Annotated in this window: 21 protein-coding genes; 15 read left to right on the top strand and 6 right to left on the bottom strand. The window is 75.1% G+C overall.

What is annotated here, in order from left to right:
* The first annotated feature begins 13 nt into the window (after positions 1-13).
* The 8 genes from B5Y66_RS08760 (at position 14) to B5Y66_RS08725 (ending at position 8,304) form a co-directional block, all read left to right on the top strand.
* Positions 14-484, top strand: a complete 471-nt coding sequence (locus B5Y66_RS08760) for a MerR family transcriptional regulator (protein ID WP_079573571.1) — start codon at positions 14-16, stop codon at positions 482-484.
* On the top strand, positions 481-1,497 hold the full coding sequence (locus tag B5Y66_RS08755; RefSeq protein WP_079573569.1) for an aldo/keto reductase: 1,017 nt from the start codon (positions 481-483) through the stop codon (positions 1,495-1,497). The genes B5Y66_RS08760 and B5Y66_RS08755 overlap by 4 nt, the downstream gene beginning before the upstream one ends.
* A gap of 81 nt (positions 1,498-1,578) precedes the next feature.
* The gene (locus B5Y66_RS08750) at positions 1,579-2,472 is read left to right on the top strand and encodes an ABC transporter ATP-binding protein (protein WP_079574380.1); all 894 of its coding nucleotides are present in this window, start codon (positions 1,579-1,581) and stop codon (positions 2,470-2,472) included.
* Positions 2,469-3,713 (top strand): ABC transporter permease, encoded by a 1,245-nt coding sequence (locus B5Y66_RS08745; RefSeq protein WP_079573567.1) that lies wholly within the window; start codon positions 2,469-2,471, stop codon positions 3,711-3,713. Before B5Y66_RS08750 ends, B5Y66_RS08745 begins: the two co-directional genes overlap by 4 nt.
* Before the next feature lie 96 nt (positions 3,714-3,809).
* Positions 3,810-5,168, top strand: coding sequence for a cytochrome ubiquinol oxidase subunit I (locus tag B5Y66_RS08740; RefSeq protein ID WP_079573565.1), 1,359 nt, complete (start codon positions 3,810-3,812; stop codon positions 5,166-5,168).
* Complete coding sequence (locus B5Y66_RS08735; RefSeq protein WP_079573563.1) at positions 5,165-6,151, top strand: cytochrome d ubiquinol oxidase subunit II; 987 nt, start codon at positions 5,165-5,167, stop codon at positions 6,149-6,151. The genes B5Y66_RS08740 and B5Y66_RS08735 overlap by 4 nt, the downstream gene beginning before the upstream one ends.
* Before the next feature lie 117 nt (positions 6,152-6,268).
* Positions 6,269-6,481 (top strand): hypothetical protein, encoded by a 213-nt coding sequence (locus tag B5Y66_RS08730; protein WP_079573560.1) that lies wholly within the window; start codon positions 6,269-6,271, stop codon positions 6,479-6,481.
* Positions 6,482-6,537: 56 nt separating this feature from the next.
* A complete protein-coding gene (locus B5Y66_RS08725) occupies positions 6,538-8,304 on the top strand; it encodes an outer membrane protein assembly factor BamB family protein (RefSeq protein ID WP_079573558.1) in 1,767 nt (588 codons plus the stop codon).
* Here the strand turns inward: B5Y66_RS08725 and B5Y66_RS08720 are convergent.
* On the bottom strand, positions 8,275-9,006 hold the full coding sequence (locus B5Y66_RS08720; RefSeq protein WP_079573556.1) for a PadR family transcriptional regulator: 732 nt from the start codon (positions 9,004-9,006) through the stop codon (positions 8,275-8,277). The two genes, B5Y66_RS08725 and B5Y66_RS08720, sit on opposite strands and share 30 nt — an antisense overlap.
* Positions 9,007-9,258: 252 nt before the next feature.
* On the opposite strand from B5Y66_RS08720, the gene B5Y66_RS08715 reads away from it, so the two are divergent.
* Positions 9,259-11,172 carry a cation:proton antiporter gene (locus tag B5Y66_RS08715; protein WP_079573554.1) on the top strand — a complete coding sequence of 638 codons (1,914 nt, stop codon included), beginning with the start codon at positions 9,259-9,261 and terminating at the stop codon, positions 11,170-11,172.
* Here B5Y66_RS08715 and B5Y66_RS08710 read toward each other — a convergent pair whose 3' ends face one another.
* On the bottom strand, positions 11,173-12,006 hold the full coding sequence (locus B5Y66_RS08710) for a hypothetical protein (RefSeq protein ID WP_079573551.1): 834 nt from the start codon (positions 12,004-12,006) through the stop codon (positions 11,173-11,175).
* Positions 12,003-12,914 (bottom strand): ABC transporter ATP-binding protein, encoded by a 912-nt coding sequence (locus B5Y66_RS08705; protein ID WP_079573549.1) that lies wholly within the window; start codon positions 12,912-12,914, stop codon positions 12,003-12,005. Before B5Y66_RS08705 ends, B5Y66_RS08710 begins: the two co-directional genes overlap by 4 nt.
* A gap of 130 nt (positions 12,915-13,044) precedes the next feature.
* Between B5Y66_RS08705 and B5Y66_RS08700 the strand changes: the two genes are divergently transcribed.
* On the top strand, positions 13,045-14,274 hold the full coding sequence (locus B5Y66_RS08700) for a sensor histidine kinase (protein WP_217700763.1): 1,230 nt from the start codon (positions 13,045-13,047) through the stop codon (positions 14,272-14,274).
* Between the two features lie 24 nt (positions 14,275-14,298).
* Positions 14,299-14,961 carry a response regulator gene (locus B5Y66_RS08695; RefSeq protein WP_079574378.1) on the top strand — a complete coding sequence of 221 codons (663 nt, stop codon included), beginning with the start codon at positions 14,299-14,301 and terminating at the stop codon, positions 14,959-14,961.
* A 121-nt stretch (positions 14,962-15,082) separates the two neighbouring features.
* Here B5Y66_RS08695 and B5Y66_RS08690 read toward each other — a convergent pair whose 3' ends face one another.
* Positions 15,083-15,874 (bottom strand): deoxyribonuclease IV, encoded by a 792-nt coding sequence (locus tag B5Y66_RS08690; RefSeq protein ID WP_079573545.1) that lies wholly within the window; start codon positions 15,872-15,874, stop codon positions 15,083-15,085.
* Between the two features lie 62 nt (positions 15,875-15,936).
* On the opposite strand from B5Y66_RS08690, the gene B5Y66_RS08685 reads away from it, so the two are divergent.
* Positions 15,937-16,761 carry a hydroxymethylpyrimidine/phosphomethylpyrimidine kinase gene (locus B5Y66_RS08685; RefSeq protein WP_079573543.1) on the top strand — a complete coding sequence of 275 codons (825 nt, stop codon included), beginning with the start codon at positions 15,937-15,939 and terminating at the stop codon, positions 16,759-16,761.
* Positions 16,762-16,767: 6 nt separating this feature from the next.
* Here the strand turns inward: B5Y66_RS08685 and B5Y66_RS08680 are convergent, their stop codons facing one another.
* The gene (locus tag B5Y66_RS08680; RefSeq protein WP_079573540.1) at positions 16,768-17,325 is read right to left on the bottom strand and encodes a COG4315 family predicted lipoprotein; all 558 of its coding nucleotides are present in this window, start codon (positions 17,323-17,325) and stop codon (positions 16,768-16,770) included.
* A gap of 176 nt (positions 17,326-17,501) precedes the next feature.
* Here B5Y66_RS08680 and B5Y66_RS08675 point away from each other — a divergent pair, with 176 nt between their 5' ends.
* From B5Y66_RS08675 to B5Y66_RS22685, 3 genes are read left to right on the top strand one after another with little or no spacing between them, the layout of a single operon-like run.
* Complete coding sequence (locus B5Y66_RS08675) at positions 17,502-17,813, top strand: YceI family protein (protein WP_245807012.1); 312 nt, start codon at positions 17,502-17,504, stop codon at positions 17,811-17,813.
* Positions 17,810-18,325, top strand: coding sequence for a sigma-70 family RNA polymerase sigma factor (locus tag B5Y66_RS08670; RefSeq protein WP_079574375.1), 516 nt, complete (start codon positions 17,810-17,812; stop codon positions 18,323-18,325). Before B5Y66_RS08675 ends, B5Y66_RS08670 begins: the two co-directional genes overlap by 4 nt.
* Entirely contained in the window at positions 18,322-19,059 is a 738-nt protein-coding gene (locus B5Y66_RS22685; RefSeq protein ID WP_079573536.1) for an anti-sigma factor family protein, read from the top strand. The genes B5Y66_RS08670 and B5Y66_RS22685 overlap by 4 nt, the downstream gene beginning before the upstream one ends.
* 13 nt (positions 19,060-19,072) lie before the next feature.
* Here B5Y66_RS22685 and B5Y66_RS08660 read toward each other — a convergent pair whose 3' ends face one another.
* A complete protein-coding gene (locus B5Y66_RS08660; RefSeq protein WP_079573534.1) occupies positions 19,073-20,128 on the bottom strand; it encodes a LacI family DNA-binding transcriptional regulator in 1,056 nt (351 codons plus the stop codon).
* Positions 20,129-20,173: the final 45 nt, after the last annotated feature.

The following is a 20,173-nucleotide window of genomic DNA, read 5'->3' as shown; positions in this document are numbered from 1 at the left end:
CTACGGTCGACGCATGACGACGACGGGGACCGGGACGACGGTCGGCATCCGGGAGGTCGCGGAGCACAGCGGCCTGAGCGTGGACGCCCTGCGCTGGTACGAGCGCGAGGGGCTGCTGCCCCGCGCGCCTCGCGGGCCGGACGGCAGGCGCCGCTACCCGGAACGGCTGGTCGGGTTCGTCCGTCTGGTCGTCGCGCTGCGCCGCACCGGCATGCCCGTGGCGGACGTCCGCGAGTTCGTGGCGCTGACCGACGACGGCGCCGCGTCGCACGGGCGCCGCATGGCCCTGCTGGAGCGGCAGCGCGAGAACATCCTGCGCCAGCAGGCCCAGCTCGCCGACGACCTCGCCGCCGTCGGGCACAAGATCGAGCACTACCGGGAGCTGATCGCGGCCGGACTCGACTGCGAGGGCCTCCCGGTGCCCCCCGACGTCGCGGCGGTCCAGTGCCTGCCCACCCTTCAGACCGAGAGGACCGCCTCATGACCACGACCACCGGCATGCCCCGCACCACCCTGGGGGACGGGCTCGACACCTCGCTGCTCGGGTACGGGGCCATGGGCCTCGCCCAGGTGTACGGCGCGGTGGACGAGGACGACGCGCTCGCGACGCTGCACCACGTGGTGGACGTCGGCATCGACCTGATCGACACGGCCGACCTCTACGGCGCGGGCTCCAACGAGCGATTGGTCGGGCGGCTGCTCCGTGACCGGCGCGACGACGTCACGCTCGCGACCAAGTTCGGCATCGTGTCCGAGGACGACACGTACTCCCGCATGTCGGCACGCAACGACCCGGCGTACGTCGCCGAGGCGGCCGACGCGAGCCTGCGCCGCCTCGGCGTCGACGTCATCGACCTGTACTACCTGCACCGCCGCGACCCGCGGGTGCCGGTCGAGGACGTCGTCGGCGCGATGGCGGAGCTGGTGACGGCCGGGAAGGTGCGCCACCTGGGCCTGTCGGAGGTCACGGCGACCGAGCTGCGGGCGGCGCAGGCCGTGCATCCGATCGCCGCGGTGCAGAGCGAGTGGTCGCTGTGGAGCCGCGACGTCGAGCGGTCGGTGGTGCCGACGGCAGCCGAGCTCGGGGTGGGCTTCGTGCCGTACTCGCCGCTCAGCCGCGGCCTCCTCACCGGCAAGCTCACCGATGCCGACGCGCTGGCCGGCGACTGGCGCAGCAACCTGGAGCGCTTCCGCGGCTCCGCATTCGAGGCGAACCAGGCGCTCGTCGCCGTCGTCCGCGGGATCGCGCAGGAGCGTGGTGCGACGCCCGCCCAGGTCGCGCTGGCCTGGCTCCGCCACCAGGGGGACGCGCTGGGGCTGCCCGTGGTGCCGATCCCGGGCTCCCGGCGCGCCGCCCGCGTGGACGAGAACCTCGCCTCGCTGGGCCTGGCCCTCGACGCGGAGGCCGTCGCGGCGCTCGACGAGCTGGCCGGCCGCGTGGTCGGGGCCCGCTCCGACCAGTCCAACCCGGACTGGGTCTCCGCGACCCGGGAGTGAGGGATCCGCCCGGCGGGGGAGGGGACGATCTCCGCCGTCGGGCGGATCCGCCGAGGGGCTGTGGTCCGTAGCGTCGTCGTCATGGACAACGACTCCCTCGAGGTACGGGGACTGACCAGGACGTTCGGCGACCTCACCGCCGTCGACGACGTCTCGTTCACCGCCCCGGCCGGGCTGCTCACCGGGTTCGTGGGCGGCAACGGCGCCGGCAAGACGACCACCATGCGCATGATCATGGGCGTCCTGGCGCCCACGGCCGGAGAGGTGCGGTTCGGCGGCGACCCGGTGACGCGGACGGCCCGCCGCGCGTTCGGCTACATGCCGGAGGAGCGCGGGCTGTACCCGAAGCAGCCGGTGCTCGACCAGCTCGTCTACCTGGCGCGGCTGCGCGGCATCGCGGCGCCCAGGGCGCGCGCCGAGGTGCTGGACATGCTCGACCGGCTTGGCCTCGCCGGCCGGTCCAAGGAGCACGTGGAGAAGCTGTCGCTCGGCAACCAGCAGCGCGTGCAGATCGTCGCCGCGCTGATGGGCACCCCGCGGATGCTGGTGCTCGACGAGCCGTTCAGCGGCCTCGACCCGGCCGCCGTCGACGGCATGGTCGACCTGCTCGCCGAGCACACGGCCCGCGGCGTGCCCGTGCTGTTCAGCTCGCACCAGCTCGACCTCGTCGAGCGGCTGTGCGAGCGGCTCGTGATCCTCAAGTCCGGCCGGGTCATGGCCGACGGCGCCCCTGCCGACCTGCAGCAGGCCGGCGCCCTGCGCCACCGCCTCGTCGCGGGCGGCGACGCCGGCTGGGTGCGTGGCGTCCCCGGCGTGCACGCGGTCGACGTCGACGGACCCGTCGCACTCCTCGAGGTGGCCGACGACGCGTCCCTGCAGCGGCTGCTCGCCGCCGGCCTCGAGCGCGGCGGCGTCCGCGAGCTCACCCCCCTGAAGCCCACGCTGGCCCAGATCTACCGCGAGGTGACGGCATGACCACCACCCTTCCCTCCCCGACCGGCACGACGACGCCCGAGGAGGCCGCCGAGGGCACGCGCGGCGCGTGGCTGGTCGTGATGAAGCGCGAGATCGTGGTGCGCGCCCTCAACAAGACGTTCCTCGTGGGGCTGCTCGTCTCGGTCGTGATCATCGCCGCCCTGGCCGCGTTCATGGCGTGGCAGGGCAGCAAGACCGACAGCTTCACGGTCGCGGTGCCGGCGGGCGACACCGCCGCGACGGCCGCCGTCGAGTCCGCGGCCTCGATCCCGGAGGCGCAGGGCGGCGGGGCCGAGCTCACGACGCTCGAGGTGCCCGACGACGCGGCCGCCCGCACGGCGCTCGCCGCCGGCGACGCGGACGCGTGGCTGCACCCTGCCGCCGGGTCCGCGGACGACGGCTGGGTGCTCACCGGCGAGGCGGACCCCGACTCGACGCTCACCCGCCTGCTCACGGCGGGGGTGGCGGAGCAGACCCTCGCGACCAACGCGGAGGCCGCCGGCACGACCACCGCCGAGCTGACCGCCGGCGGCACGCTGACCACCGACCGGCTCGACGGCGACGCCGTGGACTCCCAGACGCTGTTCTTCGCGTCGTTCGCCCTCGCGCTGCTCTTCTTCCTCGGGGCCCTCGGCTCCGGGCAGATGATCGCGGGCAGCGTGGTGGAGGAGAAGCAGTCGCGGCTGGTGGAGATCATGGCCACCGCCGTGCCGTTGCGGCACCTGCTGGCGGGCAAGATCCTCGGCAGCTCCGTCGTCGCGCTGGCGCAGAACGTCGTCTTCGCCGCGGTCGGCCTCGTCGCGCTGTCGTTCACGCCGACCGCGTCGATCCTGCCGTCGTTGTCGACGTCGCTGCTGTGGTTCGTGCTGTTCTTCGCGGTCGGGTTCCTCGGCCTCGCGGCCCTCTACGCGGTGGCGGGAGCGCTCGCCTCGCGCACCGAGGACCTGCAGCACACGACGACCCCGATGACGATGGCGGTCATGGGCGTGTACTTCCTGACGTTCTCCGCCAGCGGCACGTTCGAGACCGTCCTGTCGTACGTCCCCGTGGCCAGCGTCGTCTCGATGCCGGTGCGGGTGCTGTCCGGCGACGCCGCGTGGTGGGAGCCGATCGTCTCGCTCCTGATCCTCGCCGCGTTCGCCGTCGTCGCCCTGCTCGTGAGCGAGCGCGCCTACCGCGGTGCGTTGCTGCAGACCGGTGGGCGCATCGGCTGGAGGAGTGCCCTGACCGCACGCGCCTGACCCGGTAGGAGTGTCCCCCGAAATCGCTCAGGGTTGTCCCCCGAAGGTCCCGAAATCCCTGGGATCGCGGGGCTGGGGCGCCCTAGCGTCGGCCCCATGACCGCCGTCGACGCCGCCCGCCTGCAGTTCGCGCTGCTCGCCGGGACCCACTTCCTCTTCGTCCTGGTGACGCTGGGGCTCGGGCCCGTCGTGGCGATCCTGCAGACCCGCTGGGCGGCGGCCCGCGACGCCGGGAGGGCGGCCACGCTCGAGACCGCCACCCGGTTCTGGGGCCAGCTCTACCTGGTCAACTACGCGCTGGGCATCGCCGCCGGCATCGTCATGGAGCTGCAGCTCGGGCTGCACTTCCCGGGCCTGCTGGACGTCGCCGGCGGCGTGCTCGGCGCCCCGCTGGTGATCGAGACGATGGCCGCGTTCTTCCTGGAGTCCACGTTCCTCGGCCTGTGGGTGTTCGGCTGGCACGTGCTGCCGCGCTGGGCGCACACCGCCGCGTTCTGGGCGGTGGTGGTCACGGGTTACCTGTCCGCCTTCACGGTGATGGTGGCGAACGGCTTCCTGCGAAACCCGGTCGGCTTCGAGATGGTCGACGGAGTCGCCCGCGTCACCGACGCGGCGGCGCTGATCACGAACCCGGCGGCGCTGCAGTCCGCGCTGCACGTGGTGGGCGCGTGCCTCATGGCCGGCGCGTTCCTGCTGGTCGGGGTCAGCGCGTGGCACCTGCGCCGCGCGCCGTCGCGACTGCCGGGGGTGGTCGCGGCCGGCCTGCCGGGCGCCGTCATGTCGCCGGAGAACGACGTGTGGCGGCGGTCGATGCGGATCGGGCTGGTCGCGGGGACGTTCGGCGCGTTCGTCGCCACGGGGTTCGGGTACGCGCAGTTCGGGTACCTGCAGGACGTGCCCGGCGGCGACCCGCCGGTGGTCGGCATCGCGTACGCGGTGATGCAGGGCGTGGGCGGCCTGGCGTTCGTCGTCGGGTGCGTGCTGCTCCTCCTGCTGCCGGGGAACCTGCTGTTCCGCATGTGGCGGCCGCTGCGCCTCGCCCTCTACGGCACCCTCACCGTCCTGCTGCCGGTGCCGTTCCTCACCGCGCTGCTCGGCTGGGCGGCCCGCGAGATCGGGCGCCAGCCCTGGGCGATCGCCGGCGTGCTGCGCACCGAGGACGCCGTTTCGGGCGCGTCCGCGGCCGCCGTGATCACGTCCCTGGTCGTCCTCGTCGGGGTGATGCTCACCCTCGCCGTCGTCGACTGGGCCGTGATGGCGAGGCTCGCGCGCCGCGGCACGACGCGCCTCGCGCTCGGCGCCCCGCCCGCCGACGTGCTTCGCGACCTCGACGACGTGCAGGCGGCGCGGGTCTCGGCAGGCTCGACCGGCGGGCCAGGCTCGACCGGCGGGGCAGCGGAGGCCGGCGTGGACGACGACCGCACCGAGATCCTCACCTTCGGAGGCACCCGATGAACGCGCTGGGCTGGGGCCTGCTGCTCGCCGTCCTGCTCGCCGGCTGGGCGGTGCTCGACGGCGCGGTGCAGGGCGGGGTGCCGCTCGTGCGCGCCCTCGGCGGCCGGGACGACGCGCGCCGCCGCCTGGTGCTCGCCACCGTGGCGCCGTTCCTCCTGCTCGGGGAGGTGTGGCTGGTCGCCGCGGCGGGCGTGCTGCTCGCGGCGTTCGGGCACGTGGAGACCACCCTGTGGGCGGCCGGCTATCCCGTGGTCGTCGCGCTGCTGGTGGCGTGGGTCGTGCGGGACGCCGGGCTCTGGCTGCGCAGCCGGCTGCCGTCGCCGCGCTGGCGCCGGGGGTGGGACGTCGCGGCGCAGGCGGCGAGCCTCGCGCTGCCCGCCGCGTTCGGGGCCCTCGCCGGGGTCGCGTGGGTGCGCCTGTCCGTCGTCGGCGCGCAGGCGGACGGCGGGTCGGGCGCGGCGCAGGCGCTCGCGCTCGGGCTGCCGGTCGTCACCGCGGGCCTGGCCGTCGCGGCGGCGCGGGTGCACGGCGGCCTCGTCGTCGCCGCCCGGACGCCCGCGGCGGTCGGGCGGGAGGCCCGCGTCCGGGTGCGCCGCGCCCTGGTCCCGGCCGCCGCGCTCAGCACCCTGGCGGCCCTCGGCGCGCTCGCGGTCGCCGCACTCGGCACCGCCTCCGCCCTCGTGGCCGCCGTGCTGCTGGTCGCCGCCGCGGGCGTGGCGCTCGCGGCCCGCTTCGACCTCGACCGCGGAGAGCGCCGCAGTGGCGTCGTGCGGGCGGCGGGGCCGCTGCTCGCCGTCGTCCCGGTGGTCGCGACGGCGGCCGTCGTCGGCCCCGCGACGCTCGCCCTGGCCGCACCCGCGGCGGTGCTGCACGACCTGACGTGGCCGGTGCTGGGCGCGTTCGTGGCCGTCCTCGCGGCGCAGGTCGTGAGCTGGCGGGTGCTCGTGCGCCCGCTCGGGCCGCGCACCGCCGTCTTCCTCTGACCGGGCCTCCGGGCCGCGAGCCCTGACGAGGCCGTCACGCGGGGGCAACACCGCGGAAACGCCGGCCTCGCAGCATGGGGACGAGCGGCCACCCGGGCCGCGAGAAGGAGGCGCACGATGCCTGTCCCGACCCCGGCCACGATGCCCGCCACGACCTCCCGGCCGATCCTGCCGTCGCCGCACGCCTCCGCCGGCTCCCGCCCGGCCGAGCGCCGCGCCAACCCCGGCGACCGGATGACGGTGGACCCCGACGACCGCCGCCGCCGTGCCCGCACCGCCCTGCTGGAGCTGGCCGTGGCACGGTCGGTCGAGCGGCGCCGGGTGATCTGACCGGCGGGGGCCGCGCACGGGTCGCCGGTCGCGGGGGCCAGGCTTAGGTTCGAGAGGTGGCCCGACGACGCGGCGCCCGCCCGGACGCCTACACGTTCGACCTCGATCCCGACGGCATCGATCAGGACGGCAACGAGCCCGACGGTGCCGGAGACGGCGAGGCCGGGCCGGTCGTGCGGGCGACGTACCGGGCCGGGACGCGCGGCCCCCTCCTGATCGACCTCGACCCTGTCGAGGACGCCGACGACGATCCCGACGACCTCGCCCCGCCCCCCGGTGCCGACGACGTGCTGACGTGGCGCCGCGCGGCGGACCGCGTGCGCGACGCCCTGCGGGGCCGTCGGCTGGCGGCCGCGGTGGTGCTCGTCGCGGTGACGCTCACCGCGGTGGTCGTCGACACGGTGGGCGACCGGGGCCGCCTCGCCGCGCTGCGCTCCGCCCCCGGAGGCGTGCTGGACCTGACGGACCAGCCGCGCGAGGTGTGGCGCGTCGCGGCCGAGGGCGACGCCCCGGGCGGCCTGATGGGGGTGCTCGGCGGGCTGGTGGTGGCGCAGCACCGGGACGCGCTGCTCGGGCTGGACGTCGAGACCGGCGAGCGGCGCTGGGAGGTGGACCTGCCGGGCTCGGCGAGCTCCTGCGGCCCGGGGATGCAGGTGTGGTCGGGCGGCTTCCAGCCGGAGGCGGTGGACCGGATCGTGTGCGTGACGCAGGCGCCCGCCGCCGACGACGGCGCGGCGCGGCACAGCACCGTGACCGTGGTGGGCGCCGACGGCTCCGTGGAGGGCAGCCGCGAGGTCGAGGGCTCGCCGTCGGAGCTCTACCCCGGCGCGGACGGCGGGCTGGTCACCGTGGACTGGGTCGGGGAGGCCTCACCCGTGGACCCGCACGTCGCGGACGACGTGGTGTCCGGCATCGCGGACGAGGGGGCCATCCCCGACGGGTACGACCTGCGGGTCCGCGTCGAGGACGCGATCACGGGGGAGCTGCGGTGGGACGACACGGTGCGGTTCGACGCCGCCGTCGACCCGTCGCTGTGCGTGCGCTGGTCGGACGACGGCACCACGTCGGGGGTGGACCTGCGCGGCGGTGTGCAGGCGATGGTCACGGACCGGGTGCTGTGGCTGGGAGGCTGCGGCATCGACGCGTGGTTCACGCCGGAGGGCGTGCGCCTGGACCGCCCGGACGACCCGGGGACGTTCGACGGGTTCTCGGTGGAGCCGTTCACGGACGGCGGCTACGTGGTCCGTACGGACGCCGACGGCCTGGGCGCCCGGGACCCGGCTGACGCCGACCGCCTGCTCCGCGACGACGGCACCGAGGTGCGCGAGGTGCGCGGGCGCTACCTCGTGCCGCTGAGCACGGACGGCGGCGGCGAGGGGGTGCACCTGGAGCGGCGGGGCGGCGCGACCGTGGGCACGGACGCCGACGGCGACGAGCGGTGGCGCACCGACGTGCGCAGCACCAGCCTCCTGGTGCGCACCTCGCAGGTGGCGGTGGTCGTGGACGAGGGCCGTCGGGTGTACGGGCTGGACCTCGGCACGGGCGAGGTGCTGTGGGTGCGGCCGGACCTCGTGGAGGGGCTCGACGCGATGGGCGCGTACGGGCCGCGGTTCGTCGACGCGGCGTTCACCGACGGCCGTCTCGCCGCGTTCGTCGTGCCGGACTACGCCCGAGGCGACGTCGTGCACTGGGTAGCGCTCGACGCCGTCTCGGGCCGTCAGCTGTGGCAGGTCGAGCTCGGCGGCGACGGCTGGGGGGTCCAGCTCGCGGTCGCCGGCCGGCTCGTCCGGTGGTCACCGACCGAGATCGTCGGTCTCGGCTGACGGGTCGTCGGTGCCGGTGTCCGTGGCCGTCTCGGCACTCGTGCCGGTGCTCGTGTCGGCGAGCACGAGGTAGACCTCGCGCCGCGCCCTGTCGAGCACCGCGGCAGCGGCCTCGGCCTGCGCCCGGGTGCCGGCGCGGGCGACCTGCTCGACGGCGCCGCCCAGGGCGCGCATCGCGTGGTGCAGCTCGTGCCCCTGGCGCCGCGGGTCCTCCGCGACCTTCTGCCACGGGCTGCCGAGCTCCTCGCGGTGCTCCTCCACGTACGCGCGGCCGGTGTCGGTGAGCGACGCGAGCCGGCGTCCGCCGTCGTCCGCCACCGCGACGAGGCCCTCGTCCTGGAGCTGGGAGATGGCCGGATAGACGGCGCCCGGGCTGGGGCGCCAGCGGCCGTCGGTGCGCTCGGCGAGCTCGGTGATGACCTGGTAGCCGTGCATGGGCTGCTCGGCGAGCAGCAGCAGCAGGGCGGCCCGGATCTCACCGCGGCCGGCGCGGCGCCCGCCGCCCCGGTGGCCGCGCGGGCCGAACCCGGGGCCGAAGCCCGGGCCGGGGCCGAAGCCGGGGCCGAAGCCCTCGGGTCCGGGGAAGTCGCCGCGCCGGCGGCGGTCGCCGCGCGGGCCGGGCTGACGGTCGAAGGGGTGCCGGTCGAAGGACCGGGGATCGAAGGTGCGGGGGTCGAAAGAAGTGTCTCGGGGGGTACGCATGAGAGATGTCCTCACTGGTTCGGGGTCTGGGGTGATCCGCTGGTCGAGCCTGTCGACCCGGTTCCGGGGACGGGCTCGACCGCGGGGGTCCGGGGTTTCGACAGGCTCAACCACCGGAGGTATCGCGACGTATCTAAGATAGAACGCGATATATCGTTAAGCAACACCGATCGACTGTGACGTGGGTCACTCTGATATCGGTCCGGTGACGGGCCCAGGAGAACCCGCGACGGTGCGCCTACGTTGTTCGGCATGGAGGTGTTACTCGTCGCGGTGCTCGCGGCGGTCGTCGTCATCGCCGTCACCGCGCTGGCGCCCCGGGCCGGGGTCGCCGCACCGCTGGTCCTGGTGCTGATCGGCGTCGCCGTGAGCTTCGTCCCGGCCGTAGCGGCCATCGACATCAACCCCGAGGTCATCCTCGTCGGCGTGCTGCCTGCACTGCTCTACGCGTCGGCGGCGTCGTTCCCGTCGATGGACTTCCGGCGCGACTTCACCGCGATCGGTGGCATGGCCGTGCTGCTCGTGGTCATCTCCGCCGTGCTGCTCGGGTTCGTCTTCTCCTGGGTGATCCCCGGCATCGACCTGGCCGCCGGCATCGCGCTCGGCGCCATCGTCAGCCCGACGGACGCCGTCGCCACGTCGATCATCAAGAAGCTCGGTGCTCCGCAGCGCGTGGTCGTGATGCTCGAGGGCGAGGGGCTGCTCAACGACGCGACGTCTCTCGTGCTCCTGCGCTCGGCGATCGCGGCGACGGCGGCCAGCGTCAGCCTGTGGGGCGTGGTCGGCAGCTTCTTCAAGGCCGTGCTGCTCGCCGTGATCATCGGCGTGATCGTCGGCCGGCTCGGCCTGTGGGCCCGCGAGCACCTGCGGCACGCGGCGCTGTCCACCGCCGTGTCGTTCGTGGTGCCGTTCGTGGCCTACCTGCCCGCCGAGGAGCTCGACGCGTCCGGCATCGTCGCCGCCGTCGCGGCCGGGCTCGTCACCAGCACCCTCTCCGCGCGCCACCTCAGTCCGCAGGACAGGGTGGCGGAACGCATGAACTGGCGGACCATCGAGATCCTGCTCGAGGGCGGCCTGTTCCTCGCGATGGGGCTCGAGGTGTTCGGGCTGGTCCAGGACGTGCGGGAGGCCCACGGGTCGCTCTGGACGGCGGTCGGCGTCGCGGCCCTCGCGGCGGCGGGCGTCATCGCGCTGCGCGCGATGTTCGTGCTCCCGCTGCTGCGGTACCTCGCGGCACGACGGCGGCGGGCCGAGCAGGTCCGCGAGACGCTCGACCGGATGGAGCACCGGGTCTCCGCGAAGCTCGACGAGTTCACGGACCCGAACGGCATCATCACCCCGGAGGCGGCGCAGGCCCTCTCCGCGGTGTGGACCCAGGGCGACCAACGAGTGTGGGAGGCCGGCAACCCGCGCCGCCAGGTGCGACGGGTGCAGCGTCGCGTGCAGGTCGAGGCCGACAAGCGGCGCGTGGCCGCCGGCGGGCTGTCCGACGACCAGAAGGAACGGATCCGGCAGCGCCGGATGGACCGCATCACCGAGTTCCGCCGCCGGTTCACGCGGCGGATCGCCGACGTGGACTACCTCGTCGCCGCCCCCCTCGGTCCGAAGGAGGGCGTGGTCATCGTGTGGGCCGGCATGCGCGGCGTCGTGACGCTCGCGGCGGCGCAGACCCTGCCCCACGACTTCCCGCAGCGGTCCCTGCTGATCCTCATCGCATTCGGCGTCGCGGCCGGCACCCTGCTGGTGCAGGGCGGCACCCTGCCGTGGGTGGTGCGGCGGCTCGGGCTGGCGGGTGTCACCTCGTCGCGGTTCGTCGAGGGCACGCAGGGACTGCGGGAGATCGTCGACGGCACCGCCCGCGACGTGCTCGACGACCCCGAGCTGCGCCGCAAGGACGGCACCCCCTACGCGCCGTACGTCGTCGACCGCGTGCGGTCCGTCGTCGTGCGCGAGCAGGCCGACCAGGACGAGGAGGAGGCCACGCCCGAGGAGCTGTCCGCGCAGTTCTTCGAGCTGCGCCTCGCGACCATCGCCGCGCAGCGCAAGGCCCTGCTCGAGGCCCGAGCCCTGGGGACGTACGACTCGGACCTGCTGAGCAGGGCCCTGGAGCAGCTCGACGCCGACCAGATCGCCGTCGAGATGCGGGGGCACCTCGACGGCGGTTGATCAGGACGACGAGATCTCGCTGCGCTCCACGCGCCAGAGGCCGCCGGCCAGCGGCGCGACCACCCAGATGAGCGTCGCCGTGCCGAGCTGGGCCCAGCCCTCGCCGTCGAGCGCGCTACCGAAGAGCAGCGGCTCGCCCGCCGTGCCGAGGTCGATCCAGGGCAGCACGTCGGCCATGCCCGGCACGAGGCCGCCCACGAGGCCGAACAGGGTCGGCGCCAGGAGCAGGGTGACGATGGCTGCCGGGGTGCTGCGCAGCAGCAGGCCGAAGCCGACCCCCTGCGCCATGAACAGCACGACGGACAGCGCCAGGTAGAGCACGGCGCGCGCGGTGACGTCCCACGCCGGGTCGGCGTCGCGGAAGGCGACGACGAGCAGGTGGGCGAGGGCGGCGAGGCCCACGGTCACGACGAGCAGCGCGAGGCCCGAGCCGATCGCGGCGACCACCTTGGCCAGTCCGACGCGGGTGCGGCGAGGCTCGAGGGTGAAGGTCACCAGCGCGGTGCGCTGCGACCACTCGGACGTCGCGGCGAGCACGCCGACGATGGGCAGCAGCATCGCCATCGGCGTCGTCGTGCCGACGACGAACGCGCTGAACGAGTGGTTGCCGCCGTTCACCGCCACCATCACGGCCAGCACGCCGGCGGTGACGATCGCGATGACGGCGAGCAACCACCGGCCGGCGCGGGTGTCGAGCTGCTTGCGCCATTCGACCAGCGTGAGCGTGGCGAACGTGAGCGGGCGGACGTCGGGGGTGGTGCGGGTGCGGCGGGTCCTGGTCTCGACCGGCGGTTCCTGAGCCTGTCGAAGGGCGTTCGACGATGCGGTGGTCATGCGGGCACCTCCATCCGGGACTGCTCACGGGCGTCGTCGGCGGTGAGCTCGAGGAACAGGTCCTCGAGGCCGCGGGAGTCGGCGGCGCGCAGCTCGGCGAGCACGACGCCCGCCGCGGCCGCCGCACGGCCGACGTCGATCGGCTCGGCCTCGACGGACAGCCCGCCGGTGCTGAGCTCCTCGACGCCGGCCCCGCCCTGCCGCAGGGCGAGGGCGAGGGCGACGTCGTCGGTGGAGCGGACGAACGTGCCCGCCTGGCGCAGCAGGTCGTCCTTGTGGCCCTGGGCGACGACCCGGCCGCGGCCGATGACGACGAGCCGGTCGGCGACCGCTTCGATCTCGCGCAGCAGGTGGGAGGACAGCAGCACGGTGCCGCCGCGCGAGGCGAAGTCGTCCAGCAGGTCGCGCATCCAGCGGATGCCGGCCGGGTCGAGGCCGTTGGCCGGCTCGTCGAGGATCAGCACCTCGGGGTCGCCCAGCAGCGCCGAGGCGATGCCCAGGCGCTGCCGCATGCCGAGGGAGTACTGGCCCACGCGGCGGGCGGACTCGCGCTCGGTGAGGCCCACCAGGTCCAGCGTGGTGTCGATGCGGCGGCGGTCGACGCCGGTCATCAGCGCGGCCAGCGTGAGGACCTCCCGGCCGGTGCGGCCGGAGTGCTGGGCGGCGGCGTCGAGCAGGACGCCCACGCGGCGGCCGGGGTTGGGGAGCGCGGTGAACGGCTTGCCGAGCACGCGGGCGGAACCCGACGTGGCCGGCGTGAGGCCGCAGATCATGCGCATCGTCGTGGACTTGCCGGCGCCGTTGGGGCCGAGGAAGCCCGTCACGTGGCCGGGCTCGACGGTGAACGACACGTCGTCCACGGCGACGGACGGCCCGTATCTCTTGGTCAGGTGCTCGACGGTGATCATGGCTCCACCCTGCCCGGGCGGGCGGCGGCGGCGCGTCCGGCGAGGGGATGGTTCGTGTCCTCCTTCCGGAGGATGCGCCCCAGCCGCCCGGCGGATGCCCGAGGGCCGGGCGGTGCCTAGGCTCGACGACGTGCCCGCCGCCCCTGCCCGTCCGTCCCGAGCCCGCCGGGTGTGGGGCGAGACGTGGCGGGTGCTCGTGGCGCTGCTGGCGGGCATGACGGCGCTGGTCTTCGTCGCCTGGGAGTCCGACACCGGTCAGCGGACGATGTCCGACGGGCTCCTGGCGCTGGACCTTCTCGTCGGGCTCGCCGCGCTCCCGGTGCTCCTGCTGCGGCGGAGGGCGCCGCTGACGGTGGCGCTGGTGCTGACCGCGGCCTCGGCCGTGTCCGTCCTGGCGATCGGCGCCCAGGCGATCGCGATCATCTCGCTCGCCACGCGCCGTCGCTGGTGGCAGCTCGCGGCCGTCGGGGTGGCCTTCGCCGCGGCGAGCTGGGTCTACGAGCGGACGCACCCCACCACGTCGCAGCAGGACGTCGACACGTGGGTCGGGGGCCTCGGATCGGTGCTGATCTTCGCGCTGCTGGTCTGGATCGGCGCGTACATCGGGCTGCGGCGCGAGCACCTCGCGTCGCTGCGGGAGCGCGCGGAGACGGCGGAGCGGGAGCAGGCGAGCCGCGTGGCGCAGGCGCGGACGGCGGAACGGACGCGCATCGCCCGCGAGATGCACGACGTGCTTGCCCACCGCATCTCCCTGGTCGCGATGCACGCGGGCGCGCTGGCCTACCGCACCGACCTGCCGCCCGAGAAGGTCGCGGAGACCGCGGCGGTGGTGCAGGAGAACGCGCACGCCGCCCTGGCCGAGCTGCGTGAGGTGCTCGGCGTGCTGCGCGACCCGGCGCCCGCCTCGCCGGAGCCGCCGCAGCCCACGCTGGCCGACCTCGACGAGCTGCTCGCCGAGGCCCGCGCGAGCGGTGTCGACGTGCGGCTCGCGGACCACGTCGACCGGGTCGACGAGCTGGGCGAGGCGGTGAGCCGGCACGCCTACCGGATCGTGCAGGAGGGGATGACGAACGCGCGCAAGCACGCCCCGTGGGCGCCCGTGTCCGTGGCCCTCGCGGGCGCGCCCGGGGACGGGCTGACGATCACGGTGCGCAACCCCGTGCGCACCGTGGGTCCCGATCCCGAGCTGCCGACGGCACCGGAGTCCGGGCTCGGGCTCGTGGGCCTCACCGAGCGGGCGGAGCTGGTGGGCGGACGGCTGTCGTACGGCACGACGGGTGACACGACGGGCGGTGTCGCGCCGCGGGACGGGCGCGCCGCGGACTTCCTCCTGGAGGCGTGGCTACCGTGGGCGGCATGAGACGGGCGGCATGAGATGGGCGGCATGAGCGAGAAGACACGGGTGGTCCTGGTCGACGACGACCCGCTGGTGCGGTCGGGGCTGTCGCTGATCCTGGGCGGCGCGCCCGACCTGGACGTCGTCGCCTCCGCCGGGGACGGGCTGGAGGCTCTCGACGTCGTCGCGCGCGAGCGGCCCGACGTCGTCCTCATGGACATCCGGATGCCGCGCCTCGACGGGATCGAGGCCACCCGCCGGCTCGTGGCCGCCTCCGCCGTGCGCGTCATCGTGCTCACCACGTTCGACACCGACGACATGATCGTGGACGCCCTCCGCGCCGGCGCCGCGGGGTTCCTGCTCAAGGACACGCCCCCCGACCGCCTCGTCGCCGCGGTCCGGGCGGCGGCGGACGGCGAGCCGACCCTGTCGCCGCGCGTCGCCGCGCAGCTCATCGCCGCCGTCACGGAGGGCTCGGCCCCCGACGGGCGCCGCGCCGCCGCGGCGCGCCTCGACACGCTGACCGACCGCGAGCGGGACGTCGCGCTCGCGGTCGCCCGCGGCCTGTCCAACGCCGACATCGCCGCGGAGCTCTACATGAGCGTCCCCACGGTGAAGACGCACGTCTCGCGCATCCTCACCAAGCTGGACGCCGCCAACCGCGTGCAGGCGGCGATCGTCGTGCACGACGCGGGCCGCGCCGCGGGGTGAGGTGTCACCCTCGGCGCACGGCCCTTCCTGCGCCGGGGCCCAGGGGCCACCCTCGGCGTCGTCGCCCCTCGTCCACAGGCCCGCGGGCCGATCCGGCCGATCCGGCCGGGCGGTCGAGGCGTCAGGCCGCGAGGCGCTCCCGCAGCCAGGCGATGTCGGGGCCCATGTCGCCGTGCGTCTCGCAGACGACGGGTGCGCCCGCGGCGGCGACCACGCCGACGAGCAGCTCCGGCGGGATGTTCCCCTCGCCGAAGTGCGCATGCCGGTCGGCGCCCGACCCGGCGGTGTCTCGGGAGTCGTTGGCGTGCACCAGGTCGATGCGCCCGGTGATCGCCCGGATGTCGTCGACCGCGGTCGCGAGGTCGATGCCGCCGGCCCAGGCGTGGCAGGTGTCGAGCGTGAAGCCGACGTTCTCGGCGCCGTTCGCCTGCATGACGGCCGCCCAGAGCTGCTCGATCCGCTCGAGCCGCCGGGCCATGGAGAAGTCGCCGCCCGCGGTGTTCTCGACGAGCACGGGCACGTCGGTCTCGAGCGCGTCGATCGCCTTGCGCCAGTTGTCGAAGCCCACGGCCGGGTCGTCCTTGGCGGTGACGTGCCCGCCGTGCACGACGACGCCCCGGGCGCCGATCGCCTCGGCCCCGGTCATGATCTGCTGCAGCAGCTTGCGGCTCGGGATGCGGATGCGGTTGTTGGTCGAGGCCACGTTGATGACGTACGGGGCGTGCACGTAGACGCCGAGGCCCGCCGCCGCCGTCTCCTCCCGGAACGCCTCCGCGCCGCCGGGGTGATCGAGCGGCGGCACCTTCCACGCCTGCGGGTCGGACAGGAACACCTGCACCACGTCCGCCCCGATCGACTTCGCCTGCGCGACGGCGTCGGACAGGTCGACGTGGGCCCCGATCTGAACGCTCATGGGCCCACCCTACGGATCCGGCCCGACAACCCCGGGTCGGGGCCGTCGTAGGCTGGCCCACCATGAGCAGCACGCCGTCCCTCGCGTACGTCATCGCCGGATCCGAGGCCACCGGAGGGGCCGGCATCCAGGCCGACCTCAAGACCTTCCAGGAGCTGGGCACCTACGGGGTGGGCACCCTCACCTGCATCGTCTCCTTCGACCCCAAGCACGACTGGGGCCACCGGTTCGTGCCCGTCGACCCGCAGGTCATCGCCGACCAGTTCGAGGCCGCGACGTCGACCCACGCGCTCGACGTGGTGAAGATCGGGATGCTCGGCACCCCGGCGACGATCGACGTCGTGGCGCGCTCGCTCGAGTCGCAGCCGTGGCGGCACGTGGTGCTCGACCCGGTGCTGATCTGCAAGGGGCAGGAGCCGGGCGCCGCCCTCGACACCGACACCGCGCTGCGCGAGCGCGTGCTGCCGCTGGCCACCGTCGTGACCCCGAACCTGTTCGAGGCCAAGACGCTGGCGGGCATGGACGACATCACCTCCCTGGAGGAGCTCGTCGAGGCCGCGCGGCGCATCCACGCCCGGCTCGGCGACGGCCGCGGGCCGCGCTACGTGGTCGCCAAGGGCGGTGTCGAGCTGTCCGGGCCGGACGCCGTCGACGTCCTGTTCGACGGCGAGGACGTCACGGTCTACGCCGCCCCCAAGGTGGGGGAGGAGCGCGTCTCCGGCGCCGGCTGCACGTTCGCCGCCGCGATCACCGCCGAGCTCGCCAAGGGTGCGGACGTGCACGACGCCGTCCGCGTCGCGAAGGACATGGTGACGCAGGGGATCGAGGCGCGGGTCGCGGCCCGCACCCCGTTCGACACCGTGTGGCAGGGCGCGTACGTCGCCTGACACCCGTCAGTAGCCGCCCCCGCCGCCCGAGCCGGCCATCGTGGTGATCTCGGAGCCGTCGGGCGCCACCACCCACCAGATGTCCTGGAGGCCCTGGCCGGCGACGTCGCCCGGGGCCGCGTCACCCGCGTACAGGTAGACGGGCCGGTCGTCGAGCGTCAGCTGCGGCTCGCCGTCGTTGCCGGTGATCGTGCCGACGTCGGCCGTCACGCCCTTCACCGCCGGGGTCCCGCTGCCGGCGTGCACCGGCGGCCACGCCGCGAGGCACTCGTCCGTGCACGCGCTCTTGCCCGACCCCGGCTCGTCCGGGGTGTAGTAGTAGACGGTCATGCCCTGGCCGTCGACCACGATCGTGCCCAGGTCGCTCTCGCCCGTGGTCAGGGCGGCGGCGCTCGCGGAGCCACCCCCGCCGGACGGCGAGCCCGTCGTGCCGCCCGTCGTGGTGTCGGTCGGGGAGCTCGCCCCGCCGCCGTAGCCGCCGCCACCCCCGCTGCACGCGGCGAGGGTCCCGGCGAGCGCCGCCGCGGCGGCCAGGGCCGCGAGTCGCCTGCTCGTGGTGCGCATGATGTCTCCTCCGTCTCGGGTACACGGCTCGGTGCACCTATGGAGCACGACGAGATCGCGGCACCGACGGTTCACCGGCGGGCCCACGGGCCCGGATGAACCTCCCCCGGCCCTGTCTCGTCGTGCGGGTAGGAGCCGCGCGGGCGGGCGCGGCCCTCGGCGGAAGGGGGCCGGTCGTGCGCAGACGGACGAAGGTGCTGGTCGGGGTGGGCGCCGACCCGGCCCTCGACGGCGGCATCGTCACGGACGAGCCGCCGCGGGACGCGTACTTCCGTGGCAGCGTGATGCAGGTGGGGACGTTCCCGGCCGCGGAACTCGCGGTCACCGACCCGGTACGGCTGACGGCGGGCGCCACCGAGGTGGACCTGACGGGCGAGCTGACGGTGCACGGCGTCACGCGCGGCGTGATGGCGGAGGCCGAGGACGACCACGGGTCGGTCGAGCTCTCCCTGCACCTGGCCCCGGCGGACCCGGAGTGCTCGTCGTGAGGTCGCGCTCCCGGGCCGACGAGGAGCTCCTCGCGGCGATCCACACCGCGCACGCGCCCGACCTGCAGCGGTTCGTCGCGCGGCTGGTGCCCGACGGCGCCGACGCGCAGGACGTGGTGCAGGAGTCGCTGCTGCGCCTCTGGCGCCACCCCGAGGTGCTGGAGCGCCCCGAGGAGTCCGTCCGCGCCTGGCTGTTCACCGTGGCGCGCCACCTCGTGGTCGACCAGCTCCGCAGCGCGCGGCACGCCCGCGAGCGCGTCACGGGGCACCTGCCGGAGCAGGCGGAGCCGGACCGGACCCAGGCCGTCCTGGACGCGTGGCTCGTCGCCGACGCGCTCGCCGACCTGTCGGCCGAGCACCGCGCCGTCGTCGTCGGCGCCTACTACCGCGGGCGTTCCGTGGCCGAGCTGGCCGACGAGTTCGACGTCCCGGCCGGGACCGTGAAGTCCCGGCTGCACTACGCCCTGCGCGCCCTGCGGCTGGCGCTCCAGGAGAAGGGAGTCACGCCATGACCGCGACGACCGACCCCTACCGCGAGTGGGACGCCGCGTACGTGCTGGGGGCGCTGGGCCCGGCCGAGCGCCGCGAGTTCGAGGAGCACCTGGCCGGGTGCGACGCCTGCCGCGCGGCGGTCACGGAGCTGGCCGGGGTGCCCGGCCTGCTCGCCTCCGTGCCCGTGGAGCACGCCCTCGCGGCGGGCCCGCGGGCCGTCGTCGCGGGCGAGGGCGACGACGGCGACCTGGCGGACGTCGTCCCGCTGGCGGGCCTGGCCGGCGCGGCGCGGCGCTCCCGGCGGCGGCGGCGCACCCTCACGGTGGCCGCGGCGTCCGCGCTGCTGGTGGCCGGCGTCGGCGCGGGGCTGGCCCTCGGTCCAGGGTCCGACGGGCCTGGCTCCGCGCCGTCCGCGACCACACCGGTGGCGCAGGGCACGACGGTGGACCTCGAGCCCGTGGGCGCCGTCGAGGTCCGGGCGTCGCTCACGGCGACGGCGCGGCCGTGGGGCACCAGCCTGGAGTGGAGCTGCACGTACCCGCCCCGGTCGGGGGCCTACGACCCGCCGGACGCGGCGACCTACACGCTGGTCCTCGTCGACCACGACGGCGGCCGCACGGTCGCCGCGACGTGGACCGGGTCGGGCACGGCCTCCACCGGCCTCGGCGCGGCGTCCGCGTTGCCGCTGGACCGCATCCAGCGGGTCGAGATCGCGCGGGCGGGCGGCGAGACGCTGGCCTCCGCCCCGCTGTGACGGGCGCGCCGGGTCAGGCGACCGGGGCGGCCGTCGAGTCGCGCACCACGAGCTCCGGCCGGAACAGCAGCGACGTCGCCTGCGACGTCGGCTGCCCGTCGGCGGGGGCGTGCAGCGCGCGGAAGGCGGCCGCGGCCATCTCCTTCATCGGCTGGCGCACCGTCGTGAGCCGGGGCGAGTAGAGCTCGGCGAGCACGATGTCGTCGAAGCCGGCGACCGAGACCTCCCGGCCCACCTCCATGCCGGCGTCGCGCACGGCGCGGCAGACGCCGATCGCGGTCATGTCGTTGACGGCGAAGATGGCGCTGGGCGGGTTCGGGCCGGTGAGCAGCTCCGTGGCCGCGACCCGCCCCAGCTCCGCGGCCTCGACGTCGCCGAAGGTCCCGTCGGCGCTGCTGCTGCCCGGCCAGGTGACGACGTCCGGGCGGGCTATGCCGGCCCGCTCGAGCGCGCGCAGGAAGCCCGCGAACCGCTCGGTGCGGTTGACCGACCGGATCGCCCCGGAGACGAACGCGATCCTGCGGTGGCCGAGGGACACCAGGTGCTCGCCCATGAGCTCGGCGCCGATGGTGTTGTCCACGCTCACGTTGACCAGGCCCACCGGGTCGTCGGCCTGGGCGGTGCGGTCGAAGGCGACCAGGCGCAGCCCGTCCTCGATCAGCCCGGACACGTGCTCCAGCGACGGCAGCGAGGAGCACAGCACGATGCCGCGGATGCCGTCGGAGACCAGCTCGTCGACGTACTGGCGCTCGCGCGCCGGGTCGCGCTCGGAGTTGCACAGCAGCACGTGGTAGCCCTCGGTGAGCGCGGCGGCCTCGAGGTACCGGGCGAGCGCACCCCAGTACGGGTTGCCCACGGACGGCACGACGAGGCCGATGACCTGCGGCTTGCCCGTGCGGAGCTGGCGCGCCGCGCGGTTGGGCCGGTAGCCGAGGTCGCGGATGGTGGACTCCACGCGCTCGCGGGTCTCGGGCAGCATGCGGCCGGTGCGCCCGTTCAGCAGGTTCGAGACGGTGCTCGTGGACACGCCGGCGGCGCGCGCCACGTCCAGGATCGTGATGCCAGCCATGCTTCCGTGCGGCCTCCTCCGGTTCCGGACTCCGCCCACCGTCCA

The sequence above is a fragment of the Krasilnikoviella flava genome (genome assembly GCF_900167525.1).
GTDB classification, from domain to species: Bacteria; Actinomycetota; Actinomycetes; order Actinomycetales; family Cellulomonadaceae; genus Isoptericola; species Isoptericola flavus.
This window is presented reverse-complemented; position numbering and strand designations above follow the sequence as displayed.